Source organism: Neorhizobium galegae, from assembly GCF_017877055.1.
Classification (GTDB): Bacteria; Pseudomonadota; Alphaproteobacteria; order Rhizobiales; family Rhizobiaceae; genus Neorhizobium; species Neorhizobium galegae_D.
The window spans coordinates 191,026-209,728 of record NZ_JAGIPG010000002.1; the positions used below are offsets into that span (position 1 = coordinate 191,026).

Annotated in this window: 18 protein-coding genes and 1 tRNA gene; 9 read left to right on the forward strand and 10 right to left on the reverse strand. The window is 61.7% G+C overall.

All coding sequences use genetic code 11. The features are described from left to right. Positions 1 to 68 precede the first annotated feature (68 nt). Together J2857_RS11145 and J2857_RS11150 are read left to right on the forward strand one after the other, a co-directional pair. Positions 69 to 899 carry a DMT family transporter gene (locus J2857_RS11145; RefSeq protein WP_210011640.1) on the forward strand — a complete coding sequence of 277 codons (831 nt, stop codon included), beginning with the start codon at positions 69 to 71 and terminating at the stop codon, positions 897 to 899. 125 nt (positions 900 to 1,024) lie between these two features. Beyond that, positions 1,025 to 1,285, forward strand: coding sequence for a hypothetical protein (locus J2857_RS11150; RefSeq protein WP_210010274.1), 261 nt, complete (start codon positions 1,025 to 1,027; stop codon positions 1,283 to 1,285). 498 nt (positions 1,286 to 1,783) lie between these two features. On the opposite strand, the gene J2857_RS11155 is transcribed toward J2857_RS11150, so the two are convergent. The 3 genes from J2857_RS11155 to J2857_RS11165 all read right to left on the reverse strand — a co-directional run bounded on the left by J2857_RS11155 (position 1,784) and on the right by J2857_RS11165 (position 3,296). Next, a complete protein-coding gene (locus tag J2857_RS11155) occupies positions 1,784 to 2,359 on the reverse strand; it encodes a Panacea domain-containing protein (RefSeq protein WP_210010275.1) in 576 nt (191 codons plus the stop codon). Positions 2,360 to 2,661: 302 nt separating this feature from the next. Next, positions 2,662 to 2,737, reverse strand: a tRNA-Ala gene (locus tag J2857_RS11160). Positions 2,738 to 2,906: 169 nt separating this feature from the next. Further along, positions 2,907 to 3,296, reverse strand: coding sequence for a TIGR02300 family protein (locus J2857_RS11165; protein ID WP_037080075.1), 390 nt, complete (start codon positions 3,294 to 3,296; stop codon positions 2,907 to 2,909). Positions 3,297 to 3,544: 248 nt separating this feature from the next. On the opposite strand from J2857_RS11165, the gene J2857_RS11170 reads away from it, so the two are divergent. The 3 genes from J2857_RS11170 (at position 3,545) to rpsA (ending at position 6,688) form a co-directional block, all read left to right on the forward strand. Then, complete coding sequence (locus tag J2857_RS11170) at positions 3,545 to 4,186, forward strand: FMN-binding negative transcriptional regulator (protein ID WP_210011641.1); 642 nt, start codon at positions 3,545 to 3,547, stop codon at positions 4,184 to 4,186. Continuing rightward, positions 4,183 to 4,842, forward strand: a complete 660-nt coding sequence (cmk, locus tag J2857_RS11175; RefSeq protein ID WP_210010276.1) for a (d)CMP kinase — start codon at positions 4,183 to 4,185, stop codon at positions 4,840 to 4,842. The genes J2857_RS11170 and cmk overlap by 4 nt, the downstream gene beginning before the upstream one ends. Positions 4,843 to 4,981: 139 nt before the next feature. Continuing rightward, entirely contained in the window at positions 4,982 to 6,688 is a 1,707-nt protein-coding gene (rpsA, locus tag J2857_RS11180) for a 30S ribosomal protein S1 (protein WP_037080073.1), read from the forward strand. Between the two features lie 81 nt (positions 6,689 to 6,769). Here rpsA and J2857_RS11185 read toward each other — a convergent pair whose 3' ends face one another. The 4 genes from J2857_RS11185 to J2857_RS11200 form a co-directional block, all read right to left on the reverse strand. Next, complete coding sequence (locus J2857_RS11185) at positions 6,770 to 8,431, reverse strand: hypothetical protein (RefSeq protein ID WP_210010277.1); 1,662 nt, start codon at positions 8,429 to 8,431, stop codon at positions 6,770 to 6,772. Between the two features lie 240 nt (positions 8,432 to 8,671). After that, positions 8,672 to 9,721, reverse strand: coding sequence for a hypothetical protein (locus J2857_RS11190; RefSeq protein ID WP_210010278.1), 1,050 nt, complete (start codon positions 9,719 to 9,721; stop codon positions 8,672 to 8,674). 101 nt (positions 9,722 to 9,822) lie between these two features. Then, a complete protein-coding gene (locus J2857_RS11195; RefSeq protein ID WP_210010279.1) occupies positions 9,823 to 10,683 on the reverse strand; it encodes a DUF817 domain-containing protein in 861 nt (286 codons plus the stop codon). 15 nt (positions 10,684 to 10,698) lie between these two features. Beyond that, positions 10,699 to 11,322: a ribonuclease D gene (locus J2857_RS11200; protein WP_210010280.1), complete on the reverse strand. Its 624-nt coding sequence runs from the start codon at positions 11,320 to 11,322 to the stop codon at positions 10,699 to 10,701. A gap of 492 nt (positions 11,323 to 11,814) precedes the next feature. Here J2857_RS11200 and J2857_RS11205 point away from each other — a divergent pair, with 492 nt between their 5' ends. From J2857_RS11205 to J2857_RS11220, 4 genes are all read left to right on the forward strand, one after another. Then, positions 11,815 to 13,566, forward strand: coding sequence for an alkaline phosphatase (locus J2857_RS11205; RefSeq protein ID WP_210010281.1), 1,752 nt, complete (start codon positions 11,815 to 11,817; stop codon positions 13,564 to 13,566). Between the two features lie 81 nt (positions 13,567 to 13,647). After that, positions 13,648 to 14,109: a hypothetical protein gene (locus J2857_RS11210; RefSeq protein ID WP_210010282.1), complete on the forward strand. Its 462-nt coding sequence runs from the start codon at positions 13,648 to 13,650 to the stop codon at positions 14,107 to 14,109. Between the two features lie 2 nt (positions 14,110 to 14,111). After that, positions 14,112 to 14,801: an ABC transporter ATP-binding protein gene (locus J2857_RS11215; RefSeq protein ID WP_210011642.1), complete on the forward strand. Its 690-nt coding sequence runs from the start codon at positions 14,112 to 14,114 to the stop codon at positions 14,799 to 14,801. Then, complete coding sequence (locus tag J2857_RS11220) at positions 14,798 to 16,180, forward strand: ABC transporter permease (RefSeq protein WP_210010283.1); 1,383 nt, start codon at positions 14,798 to 14,800, stop codon at positions 16,178 to 16,180. The genes J2857_RS11215 and J2857_RS11220 overlap by 4 nt, the downstream gene beginning before the upstream one ends. Here J2857_RS11220 and J2857_RS11225 read toward each other — a convergent pair. The 3 genes from J2857_RS11225 to exbD are packed head-to-tail and all read right to left on the reverse strand — an operon-like array spanning position 16,177 to position 18,703. Beyond that, positions 16,177 to 17,166, reverse strand: a complete 990-nt coding sequence (locus J2857_RS11225; RefSeq protein WP_210010284.1) for an Ldh family oxidoreductase — start codon at positions 17,164 to 17,166, stop codon at positions 16,177 to 16,179. The two genes, J2857_RS11220 and J2857_RS11225, sit on opposite strands and share 4 nt — an antisense overlap. Positions 17,167 to 17,216: 50 nt before the next feature. After that, the gene (locus J2857_RS11230) at positions 17,217 to 18,200 is read right to left on the reverse strand and encodes a TonB family protein (protein ID WP_210010285.1); all 984 of its coding nucleotides are present in this window, start codon (positions 18,198 to 18,200) and stop codon (positions 17,217 to 17,219) included. Then, the gene (gene exbD, locus J2857_RS11235) at positions 18,197 to 18,703 is read right to left on the reverse strand and encodes a TonB system transport protein ExbD (RefSeq protein ID WP_210010286.1); all 507 of its coding nucleotides are present in this window, start codon (positions 18,701 to 18,703) and stop codon (positions 18,197 to 18,199) included. Before exbD ends, J2857_RS11230 begins: the two co-directional genes overlap by 4 nt.

Below are 18,703 nucleotides of genomic sequence, written 5' to 3' on the forward strand. Positions count from 1 at the left end.
CAGTTCCCGAGTCGGATAGCGAACGGGCCTCGAACGCCCGCACCGGCATCGGCTGGCTGCTTCTCGACATGACGCTGGTCTCCGGCGGCATGACGGCGCTGGTGAAGGCGCAAGGCGCGACCTATCCGGCCTTCCAGCTCGTCTTCATCCGGGCGATGATCGGTCTCATGTTCATCCTGCCGCTGATCTGGCGGCACCGCGCCGAAATGCGCCGGGTCAAACACCCGTGGCGCAACATTTTTCGCATTTCCTGCAATGCGGTGGCGCTCACCAGCAATTTCCTCGCCATCACCATGTTGCCGCTCGCCATGGTCAATGCGGTCGGCTTCTCCCGGCCGCTGATCACCATGGCCATGGCGGTCGCCATGCTCGGCGAGAGGGTGAGCCGCATCCGCTGGCTCGGCGCCGGCTTCGCTTTTATCGGCGTGCTGATCGTGATGGCCCCCGGCACATCGAGCTTCGATGTCGAAGTGTTGGTCGTGCTGGTCTCGGTCGTCTTCGGTTCGCTGGCGATCATCCAGACAAGGGCGCTGAAGGACGAGAACACCACAGTGATGATGGTTTTCTACACCGTCGGCCTCGCGGTCATCACCGCCGTGCCCGCGGTCTTCACCTGGCAGCCGGTTTTGCCCTTCGACTGGATCCCGCTGCTCGGCATCGGCTTCCTCGCCCAGCTCGGCCAATATTGTTTCCTGCGCGCCTATCGTATCGCCGATGCCAGCGTGCTCGCGCCCGTCGGCTACCTCTCGATCGTCTTCGTGACGGTCACCGGCTACGTCTTCTTCGACGAAGTGCCCGAGATGAGGGTGGTGATCGGCGTGATCATCATCCTGGCAGCACTCCAGGGGGCCGCCTGGCTCGACCGACGCCGCGGCCGCGCCCTGGGCAAGGCGGCCTGAGCAAAGGTCTCCCTTTGAGCGAAGGCCCCTTGAGCAAAGGGATGTGATGCGGTGTGAACGTCCCCGGACTATGATTGCCGAACTTTATCCGTCTCCGCACGTTATTGCGGTGACAGGAGGAGCTCATGGTCGCTTTAATGTTCGGTCTGGCAGTCGTTGCGGTTCTGACCGGCATATTCGCCGTCGTCATCCAGCAGATGGCCTGGGCGCGTCGCCAGCGATATCTGGACGAGCTTGCCGTCGACAATCTGGCCTGCAGTTTGGCCGAACTGGGGCGAAAGGCCGAGCGCCAGAAGGCACTCCGTAGCCGTTCCACACAGATCTCCCGCAAACGAGCCCACAACCCACGGACACGTCACTCGCACACGATTTTGGTGGTGAGATAGGGCGAATGGCGAGCGGGAGCGCGAGACGGGATTGTTGTTTGTAGCCGAAGGACGAGTCCGCTACGCACTTAGCGGGTAAACAGACGTCACGCTGAATTCCTGTTCGCGCCAGTTGCTAAACTATGAGGTTTTCGTCAGCGTATTTAATGACGCGGAGTTTCGTATCGTCTGAATTCCTTATCCCATCGACGATTCGCTGAAATATTACGGGCTTCCAATCATCCTTGGTGAGATAGTAATTAAGATCGACAAGCTTACCAATGCGATCGGCTCGCATGGTTTCTGCGAGGCGATAGAGAACGTAGCTAGGATGTTTTATGAACGCATGGTCACCAACATCCAATTCGCACGCTGGATCGTGATATTTCCCAGGCTTAATTGAAGTAATGTTGATAAGTAGACACTGAGAGGCCGCGCACGGATTGTTCATCACCGCAAAGAGATGATGGACCTCGTTGATAGGCCCTAGAAACGATGCTGCCTTGTAGGGAACATAGCTCATGCGGCTCTGAACGCAGCTATCATCCGCCGTTCGGTTTGGAGGTCTTCAGCTAGATCAACCGGGTCATTCTTTTCGAGCACTTGGAATATCCGTGCCAATTCGATTGGGATTGAAGAGCCCGCCGGATCTTTCCATTCTGGGCAAAATTCATGTGTCCAATCAGCCAGAGCAAATCGATCAATGTCTTTGAACTTGCCCCAGGTTTCTTCAAGCAACTTGATGTCGCTCCGGCTAAGCTCATCCAGATCGCCAATTTCGATCTGTTGCGACAGCATGAGATTTTCGTGACGCCGAGGAGAGATGAACTCAAGCCAATCTTCTTGGCGCGTCGGTGCTGCGCCGTTCATATAGCTGTAGGTGTAAGAATTTACCGGACCGAACTTCATAGACACATATGTGTCGTTCGTTATCGGAAAATCTCTACGCTCCATGCTGAGACGGTCGGCAAGATAAATCAGCTTTGTAGCTTTGAGGATGTTGATTTCCCCACCGGACTTCAGCGCAAAAAAAGCAGTGACTTGCGCCGCTTTTCGCGTGAGAAACCAATCCGGAATGTTCGGTACGTAAGTCATGTTCTGCTTGTCCGGGCGTAATGAGCCATGACAGCCAAATTCTCCAACGTGGTCACACTTGACCTTGATACAATTCTATATGTGATTTGCGAATCAACTGTAAAGACGCCCAAAGGTTCATATTGCGATATGGCTCGGTGGCGCTTGCTCCCACCGTACCGTATAGCATGCATGGCAGGCGAAAGGTTGGGGATATGTCTGAGCGCGTCGTTGTTCCCCAGTGTTGCCCAGACCCAACATCACAGATTTACAGCAATCCGCTGGCCGGACACATCAAATATCTGATTTCGCAGCGGGAAATTTGGTGGAGCTAAGCGGGATCGAACCGCTGACCTCTTGCATGCCATGCAAGCGCTCTCCCAGCTGAGCTATAGCCCCATCAGGGTGGTCCGGTATTTTCCGGTCCTGGGAACTCCCGCGGGACGCTTGTTGAGTGCTGCCCCGTTGGAGTGGCGGCTTATTACTTCCGGTTTACGGAGAGTGCAAGCCGTATTTTGTCCGCCCGGCAATTTTTATTGAATTGCCGGGCGTTAACTTGAAAATCGGATCAGACTTCGTCGTCGTCGCCGGTCACGCCGATGATGCCGGACATGTCGTCGTCGTCTTCATCTTCGTCGGCTTCCAGGAAGGTATCGTCGTCGTCATCGCCGATATCGACATCGTCGTCATCGCCGATATCCGGGATATCGTCGCCGCTGGCGGCCTCGTCGCCCTCTTCGAGCGATACGAGTTCGACTTCCGGATTTTCGGTATCGACTTCCTGGACGTCTTCTTCCTCGGCCTGTTCCATCTTCTTGGCGGCGCTGTGCTCCTCGAAGAAGGACAGCGGCCAGGATTTGCCGGAATAGGGGGAGACGACCGGATCGCGGTTCAGGTCGTAGAATTTCTTGCCGGTATCGGGGTCGGTTCGCTTGGTTCCGAGTTCCGCTTTTGCCACAGTCAGAGCCTCATGGGATGGCCGAATAGTTCGGCGCGCCGCTTGTATCGCGGCTTTATAGGGTGAAAATCTAAGCCGGTCCCCATAAAGCCTGCGCTCTTTGATGTCAAAGACAAACTTTTCATGGACCCCATAAGGGTGAAAGCGGTGACCGATCACGGGCTTTATGTTAGGCACGGTGGAAATTTCCGCGGCGGCGGGCAGGTACTGCCGGCCGCTGCGAATGAGCGATGAAAGAGGTCGAGAGCATGTACCAGCCGCCCCATTTTCGCGAAGAGGATCTTGGCACCCAGCATGCGCTGATCCGCGCCCATCCGCTCGGTTTGCTGGTCACATCCGGCAATTCCGGCCTGCTTGCCAATCCGCTGCCCTTCCATCTGGATGCCGAGGCCTCGGAAAAAGGGACGCTCCGGCTGCATCTGGCGCGCGCCAACGGCCAGTGGAAGGACATTCGCGACGGCGCGTCGGTTCTCGCCGTCTTCCAGGGCGCGGATTCTTATGTCACGCCCTCCTGGTACCAGACCAAGCGCGAGACCGGAAAGGTCGTGCCGACCTGGAACTATGCGATCGTCCAGGCAAGAGGCTCGGCCCGCATCGTCGAGGACGCGGATTGGCTGCTCGCGCAGATCAACGCCATCACCAGCCAGCATGAAGGAAGCCGCGCCATGCCCTGGGCCGTCACCGACGCGCCAGACGATTTCATCCGCGCCCAGCTGAAAGGCATTGTCGGTATCGAAATCGAGATCGTCGCGATCGAAGGCAAGTGGAAGGTTAGCCAGAACCGCCCGGTCGGCGACCGCGAAGGTGTTGCGGCGGGGCTTGATGAAGTGCCCGGGCAGGGCGATATGGCGGATCTCGTCCGCCAGTATGGAGGCCTGCGCGAAGCATGAGTTTGAATTCGAAGCCCGCAATCGTTATCGCCATCGACGGTCCCGCAGCCGCCGGCAAGGGCACGTTGTCGCGCCAGATCGCCGCCGCCTACGGCTTTCACCATCTGGATACGGGATTGACCTATCGCGCCACCGCCAAGGCGCTGCTCGATGCAGGCTTACCGCTCGATAATGAGGAGATCGCCGGGAAGATGGCGCGTGAGGTCGAACTCGCCGGCCTCGATCGCAATATATTGTCCGCCCATGCGATCGGCGAGGCGGCCTCGAAGATCGCGGTCATGCCGTCCGTCCGCCGGGCTCTGGTCGAGGCGCAGCGCGCCTTTTCCTTAAGGCGGCCGGGAACGGTGCTCGACGGCCGCGATATCGGCACGGTCGTCTGCCCCGATGCGCCGGTGAAGCTCTATGTCACCGCATCCGCGGATGTGAGGGCAAGGCGCCGTTACGACGAGATCGTCGGCAAGGGCGCCGAGGCGGATTACGATGCGATCTTCGCAGACGTGAGGAAGCGCGACGAACGCGACATGGGCCGGTCAGACAGCCCTCTGAAGCCAGCCGACGATGCGCACTTGCTTGATACCTCGGAAATGAGTATAGAGGCCGCGTTTCGGGCAGCGAAGACCATCATAGACGCCGCCCTGAAGAGACAATCGAATTAGAATAGCCCGAGGTTCGGTCCCCGCGCCGGATTGCCTCCCCCGGATAATTCCGATGAGGGAGGCGGACCTGAACATTGGGCATGTGCAACACGAACCACCGGCGCTGTATGGGCCCGTATAGGGTACCTCAGGAGATTTCATGGCAGTATCTAACCCCACGCGGGAGGACTTCGCAGCCCTCCTCGAAGAATCCTTCGCTACCAACGATCTGGCTGAAGGCTACGTCACCAAGGGTCGCGTCACCGCGATCGAAAAGGACATGGCCGTCGTTGACGTCGGCCTCAAGGTCGAAGGCCGCATCGCGCTGAAGGAATTCGGCGCCAAGGGCAAGGACGGTTCGCTGAAGGTCGGCGACGAAGTCGAAGTTTACGTCGAGCGCATCGAAAACGCGCTGGGCGAAGCAGTTCTGTCGCGCGAGAAGGCTCGCCGCGAAGAGAGCTGGGTCAAGCTCGAACTCAAGTTCGAAGCTGGCGAGCGTGTTGAAGGCGTCATCTTCAACCAGGTCAAGGGTGGCTTCACCGTCGATCTCGACGGCGCCGTTGCCTTCCTGCCGCGTTCGCAGGTCGACATCCGTCCGATCCGCGACGTCACCCCGCTCATGCACAACCCGCAGCCCTTCGAAATCCTCAAGATGGACAAGCGCCGCGGCAACATCGTGGTTTCGCGCCGCACGGTTCTCGAAGAGTCCCGCGCCGAGCAGCGTTCTGAAATCGTTCAGAACCTCGAAGAAGGCCAGGTTGTTGACGGCGTCGTCAAGAACATCACCGATTACGGTGCGTTCGTTGACCTCGGCGGCATCGACGGCCTCCTGCACGTCACTGACATGGCATGGCGCCGTGTGAACCATCCGTCGGAAATCCTGTCCATCGGCCAGCAGGTCAAGGTACAGATCATCCGCATCAACCAGGAAACCCACCGCATCTCGCTCGGCATGAAGCAGCTCGAGTCGGATCCGTGGGATGGCATTGCCGCCAAGTATCCGGTCGGCAAGAAGATTTCCGGTACCGTCACGAACATCACCGACTACGGTGCATTCGTCGAACTGGAGCCGGGCATCGAAGGCCTCATCCACATTTCCGAAATGTCCTGGACCAAGAAGAACGTTCATCCCGGCAAGATCCTGTCCACGACGCAGGATGTTGACGTGGTCGTTCTCGAAGTCGATCCGTCCAAGCGCCGTATCTCGCTTGGCCTGAAGCAGACGCTCGAAAATCCGTGGCAGGCATTTGCCTACAGCCATCCGGCCGGCACTGAAGTCGAAGGCGAAGTCAAGAACAAGACCGAATTCGGCCTGTTCATCGGCCTCGAAGGCGACGTCGACGGCATGGTCCACCTCTCCGACCTCGACTGGAACCGTCCGGGCGAACAGGTCATCGAGGAGTTCAACAAGGGCGACGTCGTCAAGGCTGTCGTTCTCGATGTGGACGTCGACAAGGAGCGCATCTCGCTCGGCATCAAGCAGCTCGGCAAGGACTCGGTCGGCGACGCCGCTGCTTCCGGCGAACTGCGCAAGAACGCCGTCGTCTCGTGCGAAGTCATTGCCGTCAACGACGGTGGCGTGGAAGTGAAGCTCGTCAACCACGAGGACATCACCTCGTTCATCCGCCGCAACGACCTGGCACGCGATCGCGACGATCAGCGTCCGGAGCGTTTCTCGGTCGGCCAGGTCTTCGATGCCCGCGTCGTCAACTTCTCCAAGAAGGACCGCAAGGTCATGCTGTCGATCAAGGCTCTCGAGATCGCAGAAGAGAAGGAAGCAGTCGCTCAGTTCGGTTCGTCCGATAGCGGCGCTTCGCTCGGCGACATCCTTGGTGCGGCTCTGAAGAACCGCGGCAGCAACGAGTAATCGAAGCTTCCTTGAGAATAGAAAAACCGCCGGATGCAAGTCCGGCGGTTTTTTCATGCGCGATTTTTTTGCAGATGGAGTTCAGGTCCAGCCGGCCATGCGCCAGTAGAGGTCGTTCGCCCGCTCCGCATCCTCGACGCCTTCCTTCGAAGCGTCGTTGCTCTCGTCTTCCTGGGCATGGTCCTCGTCCGGACGTTCTTCGCTGAACGCCTGCTCGCCGGCCGAGTGCTGCTGTTCGCCGTCCTCGTCGGTTTCCGAAATCGCCTTGGTCTTGCGCTCCTCCGGGTCCCGCTCGCGCTCCTCCGGCGGATAGGCGACGTAGGGCAGGGCAACGCCTTCGCGAAAGGCGTGCGGCAGGGCGATCGGGAGCGCCAGCTGCTCGGCGAGTTCCGTTGTGCCCGCGGCCTGATTGCTTGCGTTCGGGGTCGTACCGGTACTGCGGCCCGTTGAACCGGTGCTTGCCGGTTCGCCGGTGGCCGGCGGCACGGATTTCGCCGCGGCGGCACTCGCGGCCTCGCTCGCCTGCATGGCGGATTTTCCGAGGAACTCCTTGTCGGTCAATTCCTGCAGCGCCTGCTGTTCCGGCAATTGCCTTGCCGCAACCGGCAGGCTGTCGAGAAGGTCGCTGGTGGCCTCGGCAAGCACTTCCGCGAGCCATACGGTCGCTGCGCCGTCAGCCATCTTCTCCCCATTGAACGCGCGCGCGCCGCCTTGTTGTTCGAGGCCGCGCTGGGAAAGCCGGGCCAGTGCCGGACCGTCATAAAAGACGGGTTGAGCCGCGCGCCGATCACCTGGAACCGCGTTCGCAGTTTGCCGGCCTTCGTCCGGGCGCGCCGCAGTCGGGCTCTCAGGCGCGTCTTCGGCTCGCACGACTGCAAGCTCAGGCGTTTCGCTTTCGGCGAGTTCGGCCGCTTCCTGCGCGGATGCCGACACCGGTGCCGGGTCCAGATCGGTCTCGGCACTCGCCAGCAATGCAATCTCGTCGGCGGAGGCCGCCAGAGCCTCGACTTCGGCGGAAAGCGCGGCCGTATCCCGAGCGGCGCCGGACCCTGTCGTCGCGGGCGGTGCTTCCGCATCCTGCCCAGCGGCCTCGGCGGCAATCCCCTCCGGCAAAGGTCCGCCGATCACAGTTTCCCCGCCGGGCTGCGCGGCCTCGGCCTCTGCCGCAGGCGCCGGCACGGAAGCCTGGCCGGACGCGGATGGTGCCGCATTCGCCGGCTGCGGCAAGGTGCTCGGCCCCTGTTCCGCCCCGGCATTCTGCCGATAGGAGCTGACGACGGCCTTTGCCACGAGATCGCGCTCGAGCAGCTGCGCGGTCTCCAGCTGTATGGCGACGCGGGCAGCATCGGGACCTGCGGGATTGTTGAGGATTTCGGTGAGCAGGCGCAGCGAAACGCCCTTGACGAGCTGGTTGAGCGTGCGCTCGAGGGCCGCCTTTTCGGCCGGGTTCATCGCCTTGACCGCCTCGGAAAGGCGCTGGGCATAATCCGCCAGTGCCTCGCCTTCGCGGCGTGGGACCTTGATCAGCCTGCCAATGGTTTCGGCGAAGATGGAAAAACCTTGGGCGAGCTGGAGTTGCGCCGAAAGCGAAAGGATATCCAGCCGCCCCGCCGACATCGGCGAGGAACCGATCAGCCCGCTGCTGGCCGCGGTATTGGCCACGTCGATCCGCTGGCGGAGCAACGGTTGCTGCGACGGTGTCTGGTAGTCGACGAATGAACTGGTACGAACCGGGGGCAGCATCGTCCGCTCCAATGTCTGATAGAGACGATAGGACAGCTCGGCTGAACGGGTTCTTGTCTTTTCGCAACGAACGGCGTTGCGACCGGAACGCCTCATGGCGTCGCCAGTGCCGATACACAGATATGACTGTGGGGCAAAAAGGTTAACAACTCGCTAACGGGTTCCATCTTTCGCTGAGGGTTCAGCGAAAATGATCCATTGCGATGCAGATGAGGGTGGGACTGGGGGTTTATTGCAGGATCACGCAGCCAACTTCTTTTTCAACAATTCATAGATACCGATCTCGTCCACATGCACCGGCACGATGTCGGCATAGGATTGGTCGGCGTTCTCGGCTGCGAGCTCCTCGATCGCTTTCGCCGCCATTTCATTGGTCGGCGCTTCGTTTTCCGCTCGCACGGCGGCAGAGGCTTCGTCCTTGCTGGAGCTATCCTCGGAAACGGGGCTGTCGGCAGCGTCGCCGGTATCGGAGCCGGCGGCCTGTTCGGCGGCTGCAGCAAACAGGGCCAGTAGCGCCGTATCGTCCACGGATGCCGTGTCGGTCGCGCCATCGGCAGCGGCAGCCGGTTCGGCATTCGCCTTGTCATTCTTCTTTTCAATGATGTCCTGAATTTTCTGGACGTCCTCGAGTTTCTTGCCGGCTTCGGCCGCCTCGATGTCTGCCCGGCGTTCGGCGCGGGTTTCGGCATCCTCGACACGGGTGGGATCGTAGCCCTGCGGACCGAGCTTCAATTCTTCAAGCGTCTTCGGATCGGCGACGTCCTCGAGCCGCTGCACGACGCGCTCGACTTCCGTGTCGAGCTTGCCGCCATTGGCCTTCCGGTTGAGGCCGTCCATCAGTCGCTGGTTGTCGTCGCCGTAAGGGTTCTTGATCGACGCCAGCAGCGTGTCCATCGAGATGCCGATGTCTTCGAGGCCGAGATCTTCGACGAGTTCGCCGATCTCGTCAGGCGCCATCTCTTTCAGCGCGTCTTCCAGCGCTTTTCCGAGCTTGTAGGAAGAGCGCGCTTCGTCCGTATCGATACCGAGCTTGGCGGCCAGGCGATCGACGAGTTCGATCTTCAGCTCGTTGGGGTCGGTCCTGGTGACGCCGAAAAGGGCCGAGGTGATCTTGTCGCGGGCGCGCCGGGCGTCTTCGCTGGCGCTGATACGGGCTTCGGTGACCGGGTCGTTTTTCTTGCCGGTCTGCTGCTCTTCGTCCTTCTTGCGCTGCTCCTCGATGCTGTCGAGCATCGATTGCATCATGTTGGTCGCGGCAAGCCCATAAGTCTGCTGGGTGGGAAGCAACATGGCCCGAAATCCGGTCTCGTCGAGAGGTACACCGCGGGCAAAGTTAGATTTGAAGGGTTAACGAGACGTTACCGGGCAACTGGAAGTTATGCCACTCTTATCTATTCGGGCGGCCGAGGCTTCAACACCAGCGTCACCAGCACAAAGCTTACATAGAGAAGCAGATACCAGGACCCGAGCTTGCCGAACGATACGACGTGCCATGTCTCCTGTGTCGGATAGATCCAGGTGCCCGTCAGCGTTCCGATATTCTCCGCAAGCCACAGGAAGGCCGAGGAGAGAAACGCGGCAAACACCAGCGGCATCCGCAAAGTTGTGCTGTCGGTGGTGAAATGGATGTTCACCCGCCGGAACACGATCACGGTCGCCGCAAACAGAAGATAGCGGATGTCCGGCAGAAAATGATGGCTGAAGAAATTGACGTAAATCGCGATTGCCAGAAGGCCGGTCTGCCACATTGGCGGATAATGGCTGAAGCGCATGTCGAAGATGCGGATCGTGCGGGCCATGAAGGAGCCGATGGCGGCGTACATGAAGCCGGAAAACAGCGGCACGCCGCCGATCTGAATAAACGACGTTTCCGGATAGGCCCATGACCCCATATGGACCTTGAATATCTCCATCACAGTCCCGGTGACGTGGTAGACGAGGATGACCCGGGCTTCGTCCCAGCTTTCCATCTTGAATCGCAGGAACAGGATCTGGATTGTCAGCGCGGCGAGAAACAGGAAATCGTAGCGATGGACCGGCCAGCCCTCTTGCCAGACGGCTTTGGTGATGAGCAGCAGCGCCAGCATGATTGCCGCGAACAGGCAAGCCCAGGCCTGTTTCAGCCCGAACAGGATGAATTCCGAAAGCCACCACGGAAGCGGCGCGAGCGCGCCGCGAATGAGACGTCGCAGCGGCTCGAGATAAGGCCCGGTCTCGTGTGCCGCCGGGCGCCCGCGATAGCGTTGATCCATCCGCGCGTCAGCCCGTCAGCTATGGGCGAAGATATCGGCTTCTTCCCAGCCGAGCAGGTCCAGCTTCGCCCGCGTCGGCAGGAACTCGAAACAGGCTTGGGCAAGTTCGACACGCCTGTCGCGCACCAGGCGGTAGCTCAGCTTGTCGCGCAGCGCATGCAGGTGCAGCACGTCGGAGGCAGCGTACTCGAGCTGCGCCGGTGAAAGGACCTCGGCTGCCCAGTCGGATTGCTGCTGCGCCTTGGAAACATCGACGTCCAGCATTTCCTTCAGATTGTCTTTCAGTCCGTGCCGGTCCGTGTAGGTGCGGGTCAGCCGCGAGGCGATCTTGGTGCAGAACACCGGCGTCGTGGTCACGCCGAACGTATGGAAGAGCACGGCGATATCGAAGCGGCCGTAGTGGAAGATCTTCTGGCGGGTCGGATCGGCAAGCATGGAGACGAGGTTTGGAGCCTCGTTCTGGCCGGCCGCGATGCGGATCACGTCGGCGGAACCGTCGCCAGGCGAAAGCTGCACGACGCAAAGCCGATCGCGGCGGGGTACGAGGCCGAGGGTTTCCGTATCGATGGCAATCGCCCCCCTATAACGCGCCGCAGCCGCTGCCGGAATATCGCCTTCGTGATACCTGATCTCTGCCATGTCCGTCTCCGTCCGTCCGTCGGTCTGTCAGAATCGCTATAAACCACGTTTTTCCCGAGCGATATGGTGATCTTGAGAGAGCGGTGCAGGGGGCCGACAAAGCTTCTCTGAGCGATCGGATAGGTCTGGGGCATTTGCTCAGCTCTGCGCCAAATGCATTGCTGCATTGCGGCAGGGTGGGTTGGCGTGATTAAACGATTAGCCTATATGTTTGCTCATCGAGCGACGCACTCCTCCTCCCAGTGTTGCTCGATACGGATCGACAACATCCTCCTCCTCCCAGTTGTCGATCAAGTTTAAAGCCTGGCGCACCCTCCTCCCGCGCCAGGCTTTTTCCGTTTCTGGAGCAGGGTTCCCCCTTATAAAGCGCTGTTATCGGCCTCACGGCAGCCGAGTTTGTGCGGGTTGCGATCCGTGATGGCGTCACGTAGGTGTCATGCACCGACAGTATACGAAACCTCGCCTTCCCTTTGAACTTTTCGTGAGGTTACTATGCGCAAGATTTTTGCCGCTCTGGTCGTGTCGACCGCGCTCGCCGGCGCCGCCCAGGCTGCCACCGTTTATCCGCTGGATCGCGCCACGATCCTCACCGGCTCGCCCTTCGACTTCAAGGTTGAGTTCAGCTCGGTCGTCAAGCCGGAAGACGTCAAGATCACCGTCAACGGCCAGGACTACAAGACCGTACTCGGCAAGGAAGTCCAGTTCGTCGCGGAAGAAAAGAACAAGGACAAGGTCCTCGGTTCTGCCGTCATCCTGCGCGGCCTGACCATCGCCACTGCCGGTGACTACAAGGTCGAAGTTTCCGCCGGTTCGGAAACCAAGAATGTCACCTGGAACGTCTACGGCACGGGCGCTGCCCCGAAGGCCAAGAACGTCATTTTCTTCCTCGGTGACGGCCTTTCGGTTGCGCACCGCACGGCTGCCCGCATCATGTCCAAGGGCATGACCGAGGGCAAGGCCAACGGCCGTCTCAATCTCGACGATATTCCGCCGGCTGCCTTCATTGGCACGTCCGCGACCAACGCTGTCGCCACGGACTCCGCCAACACCATGTCGGCCTACATGACCGGCCACAAGACCGCCGTCAACGCGATTGGCGTTTATGCCGACCGCACGCCGGATTCGCTCGATGATCCGAAGGTCGAGACCATTGCCGAAGCTCTTCGCCGCCAGACCGGCAAGTCGATCGGTATCGTCGCCACGTCCGAAGTCGAAGACGCCACTCCGGCGGCCGTCGTCTCCCACACCCGCAACCGCAACGACAAGGCAGACGTCGTCGGCATGCTGCTTGCTGCAAAGCCGGACGTCGTGCTCGGCGGCGGTTCCGCTTATTTCCTTCCGCAGGCCACTGCCGGCTCCAAGCGCAAGGACGACAAGGACTACATCAAGCTCTTCAAGGATGCCGGCTACAGCGTCGCCACGGACAAGACCGAGCTTGCCGCCAACGTCAATGCGAACGGGCTGCTTCTCGGCCTCTTCCATCCAGGCAACCTGGACGTTGCGCTTGACCGCGAGTTCCTGAAGAAGGGCACCGTCGACAAGTATCCGAACCAGCCGGGTCTGGTTGACATGACCAAGGTCGCTCTCGACCGCCTGTCCAAGGACCAAGACGGCTTCTTCCTGATGGTCGAAGCGTCCTCGATCGACAAGATGTCCCATCCGCTGGACTGGGATCGCGCCGTCGTCGATACGATCGAATTCGACAAGGCGATCGGCCTTGCCCGTGAATTCCAGAAGGCCAACCCCGACACGCTGATCGTTGTCACCGGCGACCACACCCATGGCGTATCGATCATCGGCACCGTCGATGACGAAAAGCCGGGCACCGAAATGCGCGAAAAGGTCGGCATCTATGCGGAAGCCGGCTTCCCGAACTACAAGGACGAGAACGGCGACGGTTATCCGGACAAGATCGACGTGACCCGTCGCCTGTTCCTCGCCGCCAACAACGGCCCGGATCACTACGAAACCTTCCGCCCGAAGATGGAAGGCCCGTTCGTTCCGGCCATCCAGAACGAAAAGAAGGAATACGTAGCCAACGAACAGTACAAGAATGTTCCGGGCGCTGTCTTCGTTCAGGGCAATATCCCGAAGAGCGGCGACAGCGGCGTCCACGCTGTTGACGACGTCGTCCTGCAGGCCACCGGCCCCGGTGCCGAAGGCTTCAAGGGCTACATGGAACAGAGCGACGTCTACAAGGTTCTCGCCGACGCGTTCGCTCTCGGCAGCAAGCAGACCAACTAAGGTCTGGCCGACGGCCGCACCCGTGATAAAACAATGCTCCCGGCCGGAACTCGGCCGGGAATACCGTTTCAGGAGGGTTTCATGACAGAACTCTTTTCGTCCGCTTTCAACCGGCGTTCCGTGCTGGGCCTCCTCGCCGCCGCACCGCTGCTGGCGTCGGCCCGTTCGGCCGCAGCCGACGACCTCGGTTTCGGGGAACTCTACGCCAAATACGGCGTCCTCGGGCTTGAGTTTTCCGACAAGGTCAAGAAGCTGGCCGGCAGCCAGGTCGCTATCCGCGGTTTCATGGCGCCACCGCTGAAGGCCGAGGCGGCTTTTTTCGTGCTGACCGAAGTGCCGATGGCGCTCTGCCCCTTCTGCTCGTCCGACGCGGACTGGCCCGACAACATCGTTGTCGTCTATCTCCACCGCAAGCAGACCTTCACCCAGGCGAATGAAACGATCGAAGTGCGTGGCACGCTCGACGTTGGTTCGTGGAAGGACCCCGACACCGGATTTGTCAGTCTCCTGAGAATCCGCGACGCGGCATACCAGGCCGCGTGACCATGCTTTCCCTGCATATAGACAATCTCGCCAAATCGTTCCCCGGTCTCGGCAGCCCGGTTTTGCTGGTCGATTTTCTGGCGATCGCAGCCGGCGAACGCGTAGCCGTGACCGGCGGTTCCGGTTCCGGCAAGAGTACTTTCATCAACGTCGTGACCGGGCTCGAGCGCCCTACCTCCGGCAAGGTCGTCTGGAGCGGCGAGGATGTAACCCGGTTTTCCGAGACGGCGCGCGACCGCTGGCGGGCCGAACATGTCGGCCTCGTCATGCAGGACTTTCATCTTTTTCCCGGCCTTTCCGCGGTGGAGAATGTGCTTCTGCCGGCACGGCTGGCACGGGTCGCCGATGCGGCCCTGACCGCGCGTGCGCATGATCTCCTGAAGAGCGTTGGCCTTTACCGTCCCGACCAGAAGATCGAGACCATGTCGCGCGGCGAGATGCAGCGCGTCGCGATCGCTCGTGCGGTGCTGCGCAAGCCGGGCGTGATCGTTGCCGACGAACCGACCGCGAGCCTCGATCTGGAGGCGGGCGAGGTGGTCGGCCGGCTGCTTCTGGATATAGCCGGCGAAACCGGAAGCACTCTGATCGTCGTTTCCCATGACCAGCGCCTGATCGGCCGGCTTGACCGCCGCCTCACGCTCGGCGCCGGCAGGATTGTCGCCGACGGCCGTGGCGAAGAGGTCGCCGCATGATCCGTTTCATCCTCGCCGATCTGCGCCGTCTCTGGGCCGGTGCCGTCGTCGTCGTGCTTCTCGTGGCGCTTGCCACTGCCCTTGGCGTCACGGTCACGCTGCAGGAACGCGCCTTGCGGCTCGGCAGCGCCCGCGCCGCCGACAAGTTCGATCTGGTCATCGGCGCGGCGGGCAGCGAAACCCAGCTCGTGCTCTCCTCGATCTTCCTGCAGCCGGCGCCGCTGCCGCTGATGCCGGGCGAGGTGCTGGCGAAGCTCTCGAAGGATCCGCGCGTCACCTGGGTGGCGCCTGTCGGTTTCGGTGATTCCTTTGCCGGCTATCCATTGGTCGGCACCACCCGTGCACTGATCGGCAGCACCGTTTCCGGTTTTGCCGCTGGCCGCATGTTCGAGAGGGAGGGCGAGGCGGTGATCGGTGCGGCCGTGAATCTGTCGGTCGGTGCTGAAATCAAGCCCATGCACGGCACAGCGCAGATGGGCGGCGAAACCCATGCGGGCGTCGTATATCACGTGACCGGCAAGCTTCCGCCGACGGGAACGCCCTGGGATCGCGCCATTCTCGTGCCGATCCAGGCCGTCTGGCACGTCCATGGCCTCGGCCACGATCATGAGCATGAGGAAGAAGAACATCACGAAGGCGAAGCGCTGCAGGTAACGCAGGCAGCGGCCGCGGACGAGCATGGCCACACCCCGCTGGAAGCGACGCGCGAACATGCCGGGGATCTTCGGCATGAAGGCGAAGCCGCCGAGGCCGGCGGTCACGACGAGCATGCCGACGAGGATCATGACCATCACGGCACCATCGATGCGGATGCGTCGATCGACGAGAATTTCGCAGCCGATGCCCCGGGCCTCCCGGCGGTCCTCGTCAAGCCGAAGACGATTGCCGATGCCTACAAGCTCCGGCAGGAATACCGAAACGGCAATACGCTTGCGGTTTTTCCGGGCGAGGTGCTCACCAGCCTTTATGCGACGCTCGGCGATGCCAGGATGGTTCTGAGCGCCGTCGCGGCGGGCTCTCAAGGATTGGTGGCGGCCGCCCTGGTTCTGGTCACCGTCACCCATATCGGCCAGCGTCGGCGCCAGATCGGCGCGCTCAGGGCTTTTGGCGCGCCGCGTCTCTCGGTTTTCGCGATCGTCTGGCTCGAACTCTTCCTGCTGGTGGCGGTCGGCATCGGCCTCGGCTTCCTGACCGGCCTTGCCGCCGCCCGGCTGATTGCCGATGCGTTTACTGTCAGGAGCGGTATCATCCTGCCGGTCGGTTTTACGGGAGAAGACTGGCGCATGGCGCTGATCCTGCTCGGTGCAGCGGCAGTCTTGTCCGCCGTGCCGGCCATTCTCGCCTACCGCCAGTCGCCGGCAGCGGCGCTTCGGGCCTAAACCAGCGCCTTGATCGCCGAAATCACCTCGTCCTCGACATCGAGCCCCTGCTCGATCGCCTTCCGGCGCGCGTTCTGGCCGCGCCGCCCGGGCAGGCGCACGCCTTCCTCGGAGGCCATCTCGCCGGCCAGTTCGGCGATCCGCTCGGCAGCCGAAGCGGTGCTCGCGGAGGGATCGATGACGATCAGCGTCTGGCCGACCGATGGCGGCGGGCCTTTCTCGTCCATGAACGAGCTTGCCTCATAGGAGAAGTTCGAGCCGGTGAGGCCCGCAGAGAGGATTTCCACCATCAGCGCCAGCGCCGCACCCTTGGCGCCGCCTGAGGGCGCCATCAGACCCTTGTGCGCCGCGTGCGGATCGGTGGTCGGCCTGCCGTCGGCGTCGAAGGCCCAGCCTTCGGGGATACTCTCGCCCTTCTGGCGTGCGGCCATGATCTTGCCGGCGGCGACGGTCGACAGAGCAAGATCGATCACCAGCGGATCTTCGCCGGCTACCGGCGTCGCGAACGCGATCGGATTGGTGCCGAACAACCGCTTCCTGCCACCCCAGGCGGCCATGGAGGCCGGCGCATTGGCAAACATCATTGCGACAAGACCCTGCTCGGCGAACCGCTCCACGGTCAGCGCCATGACGCCCGCATGGTGCGAGCGATGGATGGCGCCGAGCGCGATGCCCTGTTCCCGGGCGATCTTCGGAAGCTCGGCCACCGCGATATCGAAGGCCGGGTAGGCGTAACCGAGCGCTGCGTCGACGAGAAGCACCGCCGGACGCGGGCGGGATGCGGCCGCCTTGGCCTTGCCGTCCACCTTGCCGGTGCGTGCCTGGCCGATATAGGCGGGAACGCGGCGGAGGCCATGGCCATACTGCCCGGCAGCTTCAGCTTGCACAAGCGCGTGGGCGACGGAGCGGGCCGTCTCGGCAAGAACGCCGTTAGCTTCGAATACGCTCTGAACGAGCGCTTCGGCTTCTTCGAGAAGGATGTGCATGCTGGAATCCAGGTCGGTTCAAGAGCGGGAGCCACACACAGATCTGGCGGCTATTCGCACCTTACCGGCAGGTTGAGCGAATTTCCAGCACCGGACGGCGGGGCGGGGATGGGAGATGCACGCTTGACCGCCGATACAACATAGTCATTGATCGCGGCATTCCCAGAAGAACCAGACACAGAGACGCTGCCGATATTGCCGCCGCCGTCAAAGCTGAAGCTGACCGTCACGATCCCGGTTCCGTTTCCGGGGCACTTGCGGGCATACCGGGCGATCTTCGTGCGCACGCGCGTCATCCACTGCTGCGGGGAGACCGACGAAGAGAAGAGGCTCGTGGAGTTCTGGCTCGCTGCCGTCCGGTCCGACTGCCTGGCCTGGATCTTCGCCTCGGCCATATCCGGCTGGGCCTGCTGCTGCTGTTGCTTCGGCTTCTGGACCTTCTTCACCGGCTCCTTTCGGGGTTCCGGCTTTTTGGGCTGTTCCGGCGGCTTTTCAGCGACCGGCGGCGGCAGAGGCCGCATCGCCGGCAACGGCACTTCGACATTTTCCAGCGCCGCGGTCATCTGTGCATCGACCGGCTTGAGCTCCTCGATCGGTTCCGGCGGCGGTTCGGGGATGGTTTCGGTGATCTGGGGCTCCGGCGGCGGTTCCGTCACGGGCGGCTGCACCGGTTCGGGCTCGACCGGTTCGGCGACTTCCTGCGGCGGCGGTTCGATCGGCTGCTCGACGGGTTCGGTAACGGGCTCCGGCTGCGGTTCCTCGACCGGCTCCGCCTGCTCGCTCATCACCTGTTCCTGCTCCTGCATGTCAGGAGAGATCTGTTCTTCCTCGGTATTGGCGGCTTCCGGTTCCGGCGCCAGCTCGATCATGATCGCTGCAGGCGGTGCGTTGTCGGCGGGCACTTCGGGTTGTTCGCGCATCAGATAGGCCGCGGCGCCGAAATGCACCGTCAGCATCAGCAGTCCGGCAGCGCCCCACAGCGCCAGCTCGCCGACGCGTCCGCCCGGACCTGTCTGCGAGACGACGAGGCTCATGGATTGCCTCCGGTTGCCGGTACGGCGAGCGCGGCCGCAGGAGCACTTCCAGCGGGCGCCGGCGCGACTGGGGAGGCCGGTGCCGGCAGCGTTTCAAGCCCGACAAGCGCGATCTTCAGGTAGCCGGAATCGCGCAGCAGGTTCATGACCTCCATGAACTGGCCGTAATCGACCGCCTTGTCGGCCCGCAGGAACACGCGGGTGTCCTTCTTGCCTTCGGTGACACGGTCGAGGGTTGCCGCCAGCTGTTCGCGCGCCACCGCATCATTGCCAATGTTGAGGCTCAGGTCTTCCTTGACCGTCAGGTAGAGCGGCTCGTCCGGCCGTTCGGCGGGCTTTGCGGTTGAGGCGGGAAGATCGACGTTGACGTCGACCGTCGCCAGCGGGGCCGCCACCATGAAGATGATCAGCAGCACCAGCATGACGTCGATGAACGGCGTCACGTTGATCTCGTGATTTTCGGAAAGCTCGTCGCCGTGCTGTTCGCGGATGCCGCCGGCCAT

Excerpts from the sequence above, each read along its gene's own strand:
- J2857_RS11205 (WP_210010281.1), top strand. The coding sequence starts at position 11,815 with ATGCGCAAGATTTTTGCCGCTCTGGTCGTGTCGACCGCGCTCGCCGGC.
- J2857_RS11195 (WP_210010279.1), bottom strand. The coding sequence starts at position 10,683 with ATGGATCAACGCTATCGCGGGCGCCCGGCGGCACACGAGACCGGGCCT.
- J2857_RS11225 (WP_210010284.1), bottom strand. The coding sequence starts at position 17,166 with ATGCACATCCTTCTCGAAGAAGCCGAAGCGCTCGTTCAGAGCGTATTC.
- J2857_RS11190 (WP_210010278.1), bottom strand. The coding sequence starts at position 9,721 with ATGTTGCTTCCCACCCAGCAGACTTATGGGCTTGCCGCGACCAACATG.
- J2857_RS11220 (WP_210010283.1), top strand. The coding sequence starts at position 14,798 with ATGATCCGTTTCATCCTCGCCGATCTGCGCCGTCTCTGGGCCGGTGCC.
- rpsA (WP_037080073.1), top strand. The coding sequence starts at position 4,982 with ATGGCAGTATCTAACCCCACGCGGGAGGACTTCGCAGCCCTCCTCGAA.
- J2857_RS11155 (WP_210010275.1), bottom strand. The coding sequence starts at position 2,359 with ATGACTTACGTACCGAACATTCCGGATTGGTTTCTCACGCGAAAAGCG.
- cmk (WP_210010276.1), top strand. The coding sequence starts at position 4,183 with ATGAGTTTGAATTCGAAGCCCGCAATCGTTATCGCCATCGACGGTCCC.
- J2857_RS11145 (WP_210011640.1), top strand. The coding sequence starts at position 69 with ATGACGCTGGTCTCCGGCGGCATGACGGCGCTGGTGAAGGCGCAAGGC.
- exbD (WP_210010286.1), bottom strand. The coding sequence starts at position 18,703 with ATGGCCGGCGGCATCCGCGAACAGCACGGCGACGAGCTTTCCGAAAAT.
- J2857_RS11215 (WP_210011642.1), top strand. The coding sequence starts at position 14,112 with ATGCTTTCCCTGCATATAGACAATCTCGCCAAATCGTTCCCCGGTCTC.
- J2857_RS11185 (WP_210010277.1), bottom strand. The coding sequence starts at position 8,431 with ATGCTGCCCCCGGTTCGTACCAGTTCATTCGTCGACTACCAGACACCG.
- J2857_RS11150 (WP_210010274.1), top strand. The coding sequence starts at position 1,025 with ATGGTCGCTTTAATGTTCGGTCTGGCAGTCGTTGCGGTTCTGACCGGC.
- J2857_RS11200 (WP_210010280.1), bottom strand. The coding sequence starts at position 11,322 with ATGGCAGAGATCAGGTATCACGAAGGCGATATTCCGGCAGCGGCTGCG.
- J2857_RS11230 (WP_210010285.1), bottom strand. The coding sequence starts at position 18,200 with ATGAGCCTCGTCGTCTCGCAGACAGGTCCGGGCGGACGCGTCGGCGAG.
- J2857_RS11210 (WP_210010282.1), top strand. The coding sequence starts at position 13,648 with ATGACAGAACTCTTTTCGTCCGCTTTCAACCGGCGTTCCGTGCTGGGC.
- J2857_RS11170 (WP_210011641.1), top strand. The coding sequence starts at position 3,545 with ATGTACCAGCCGCCCCATTTTCGCGAAGAGGATCTTGGCACCCAGCAT.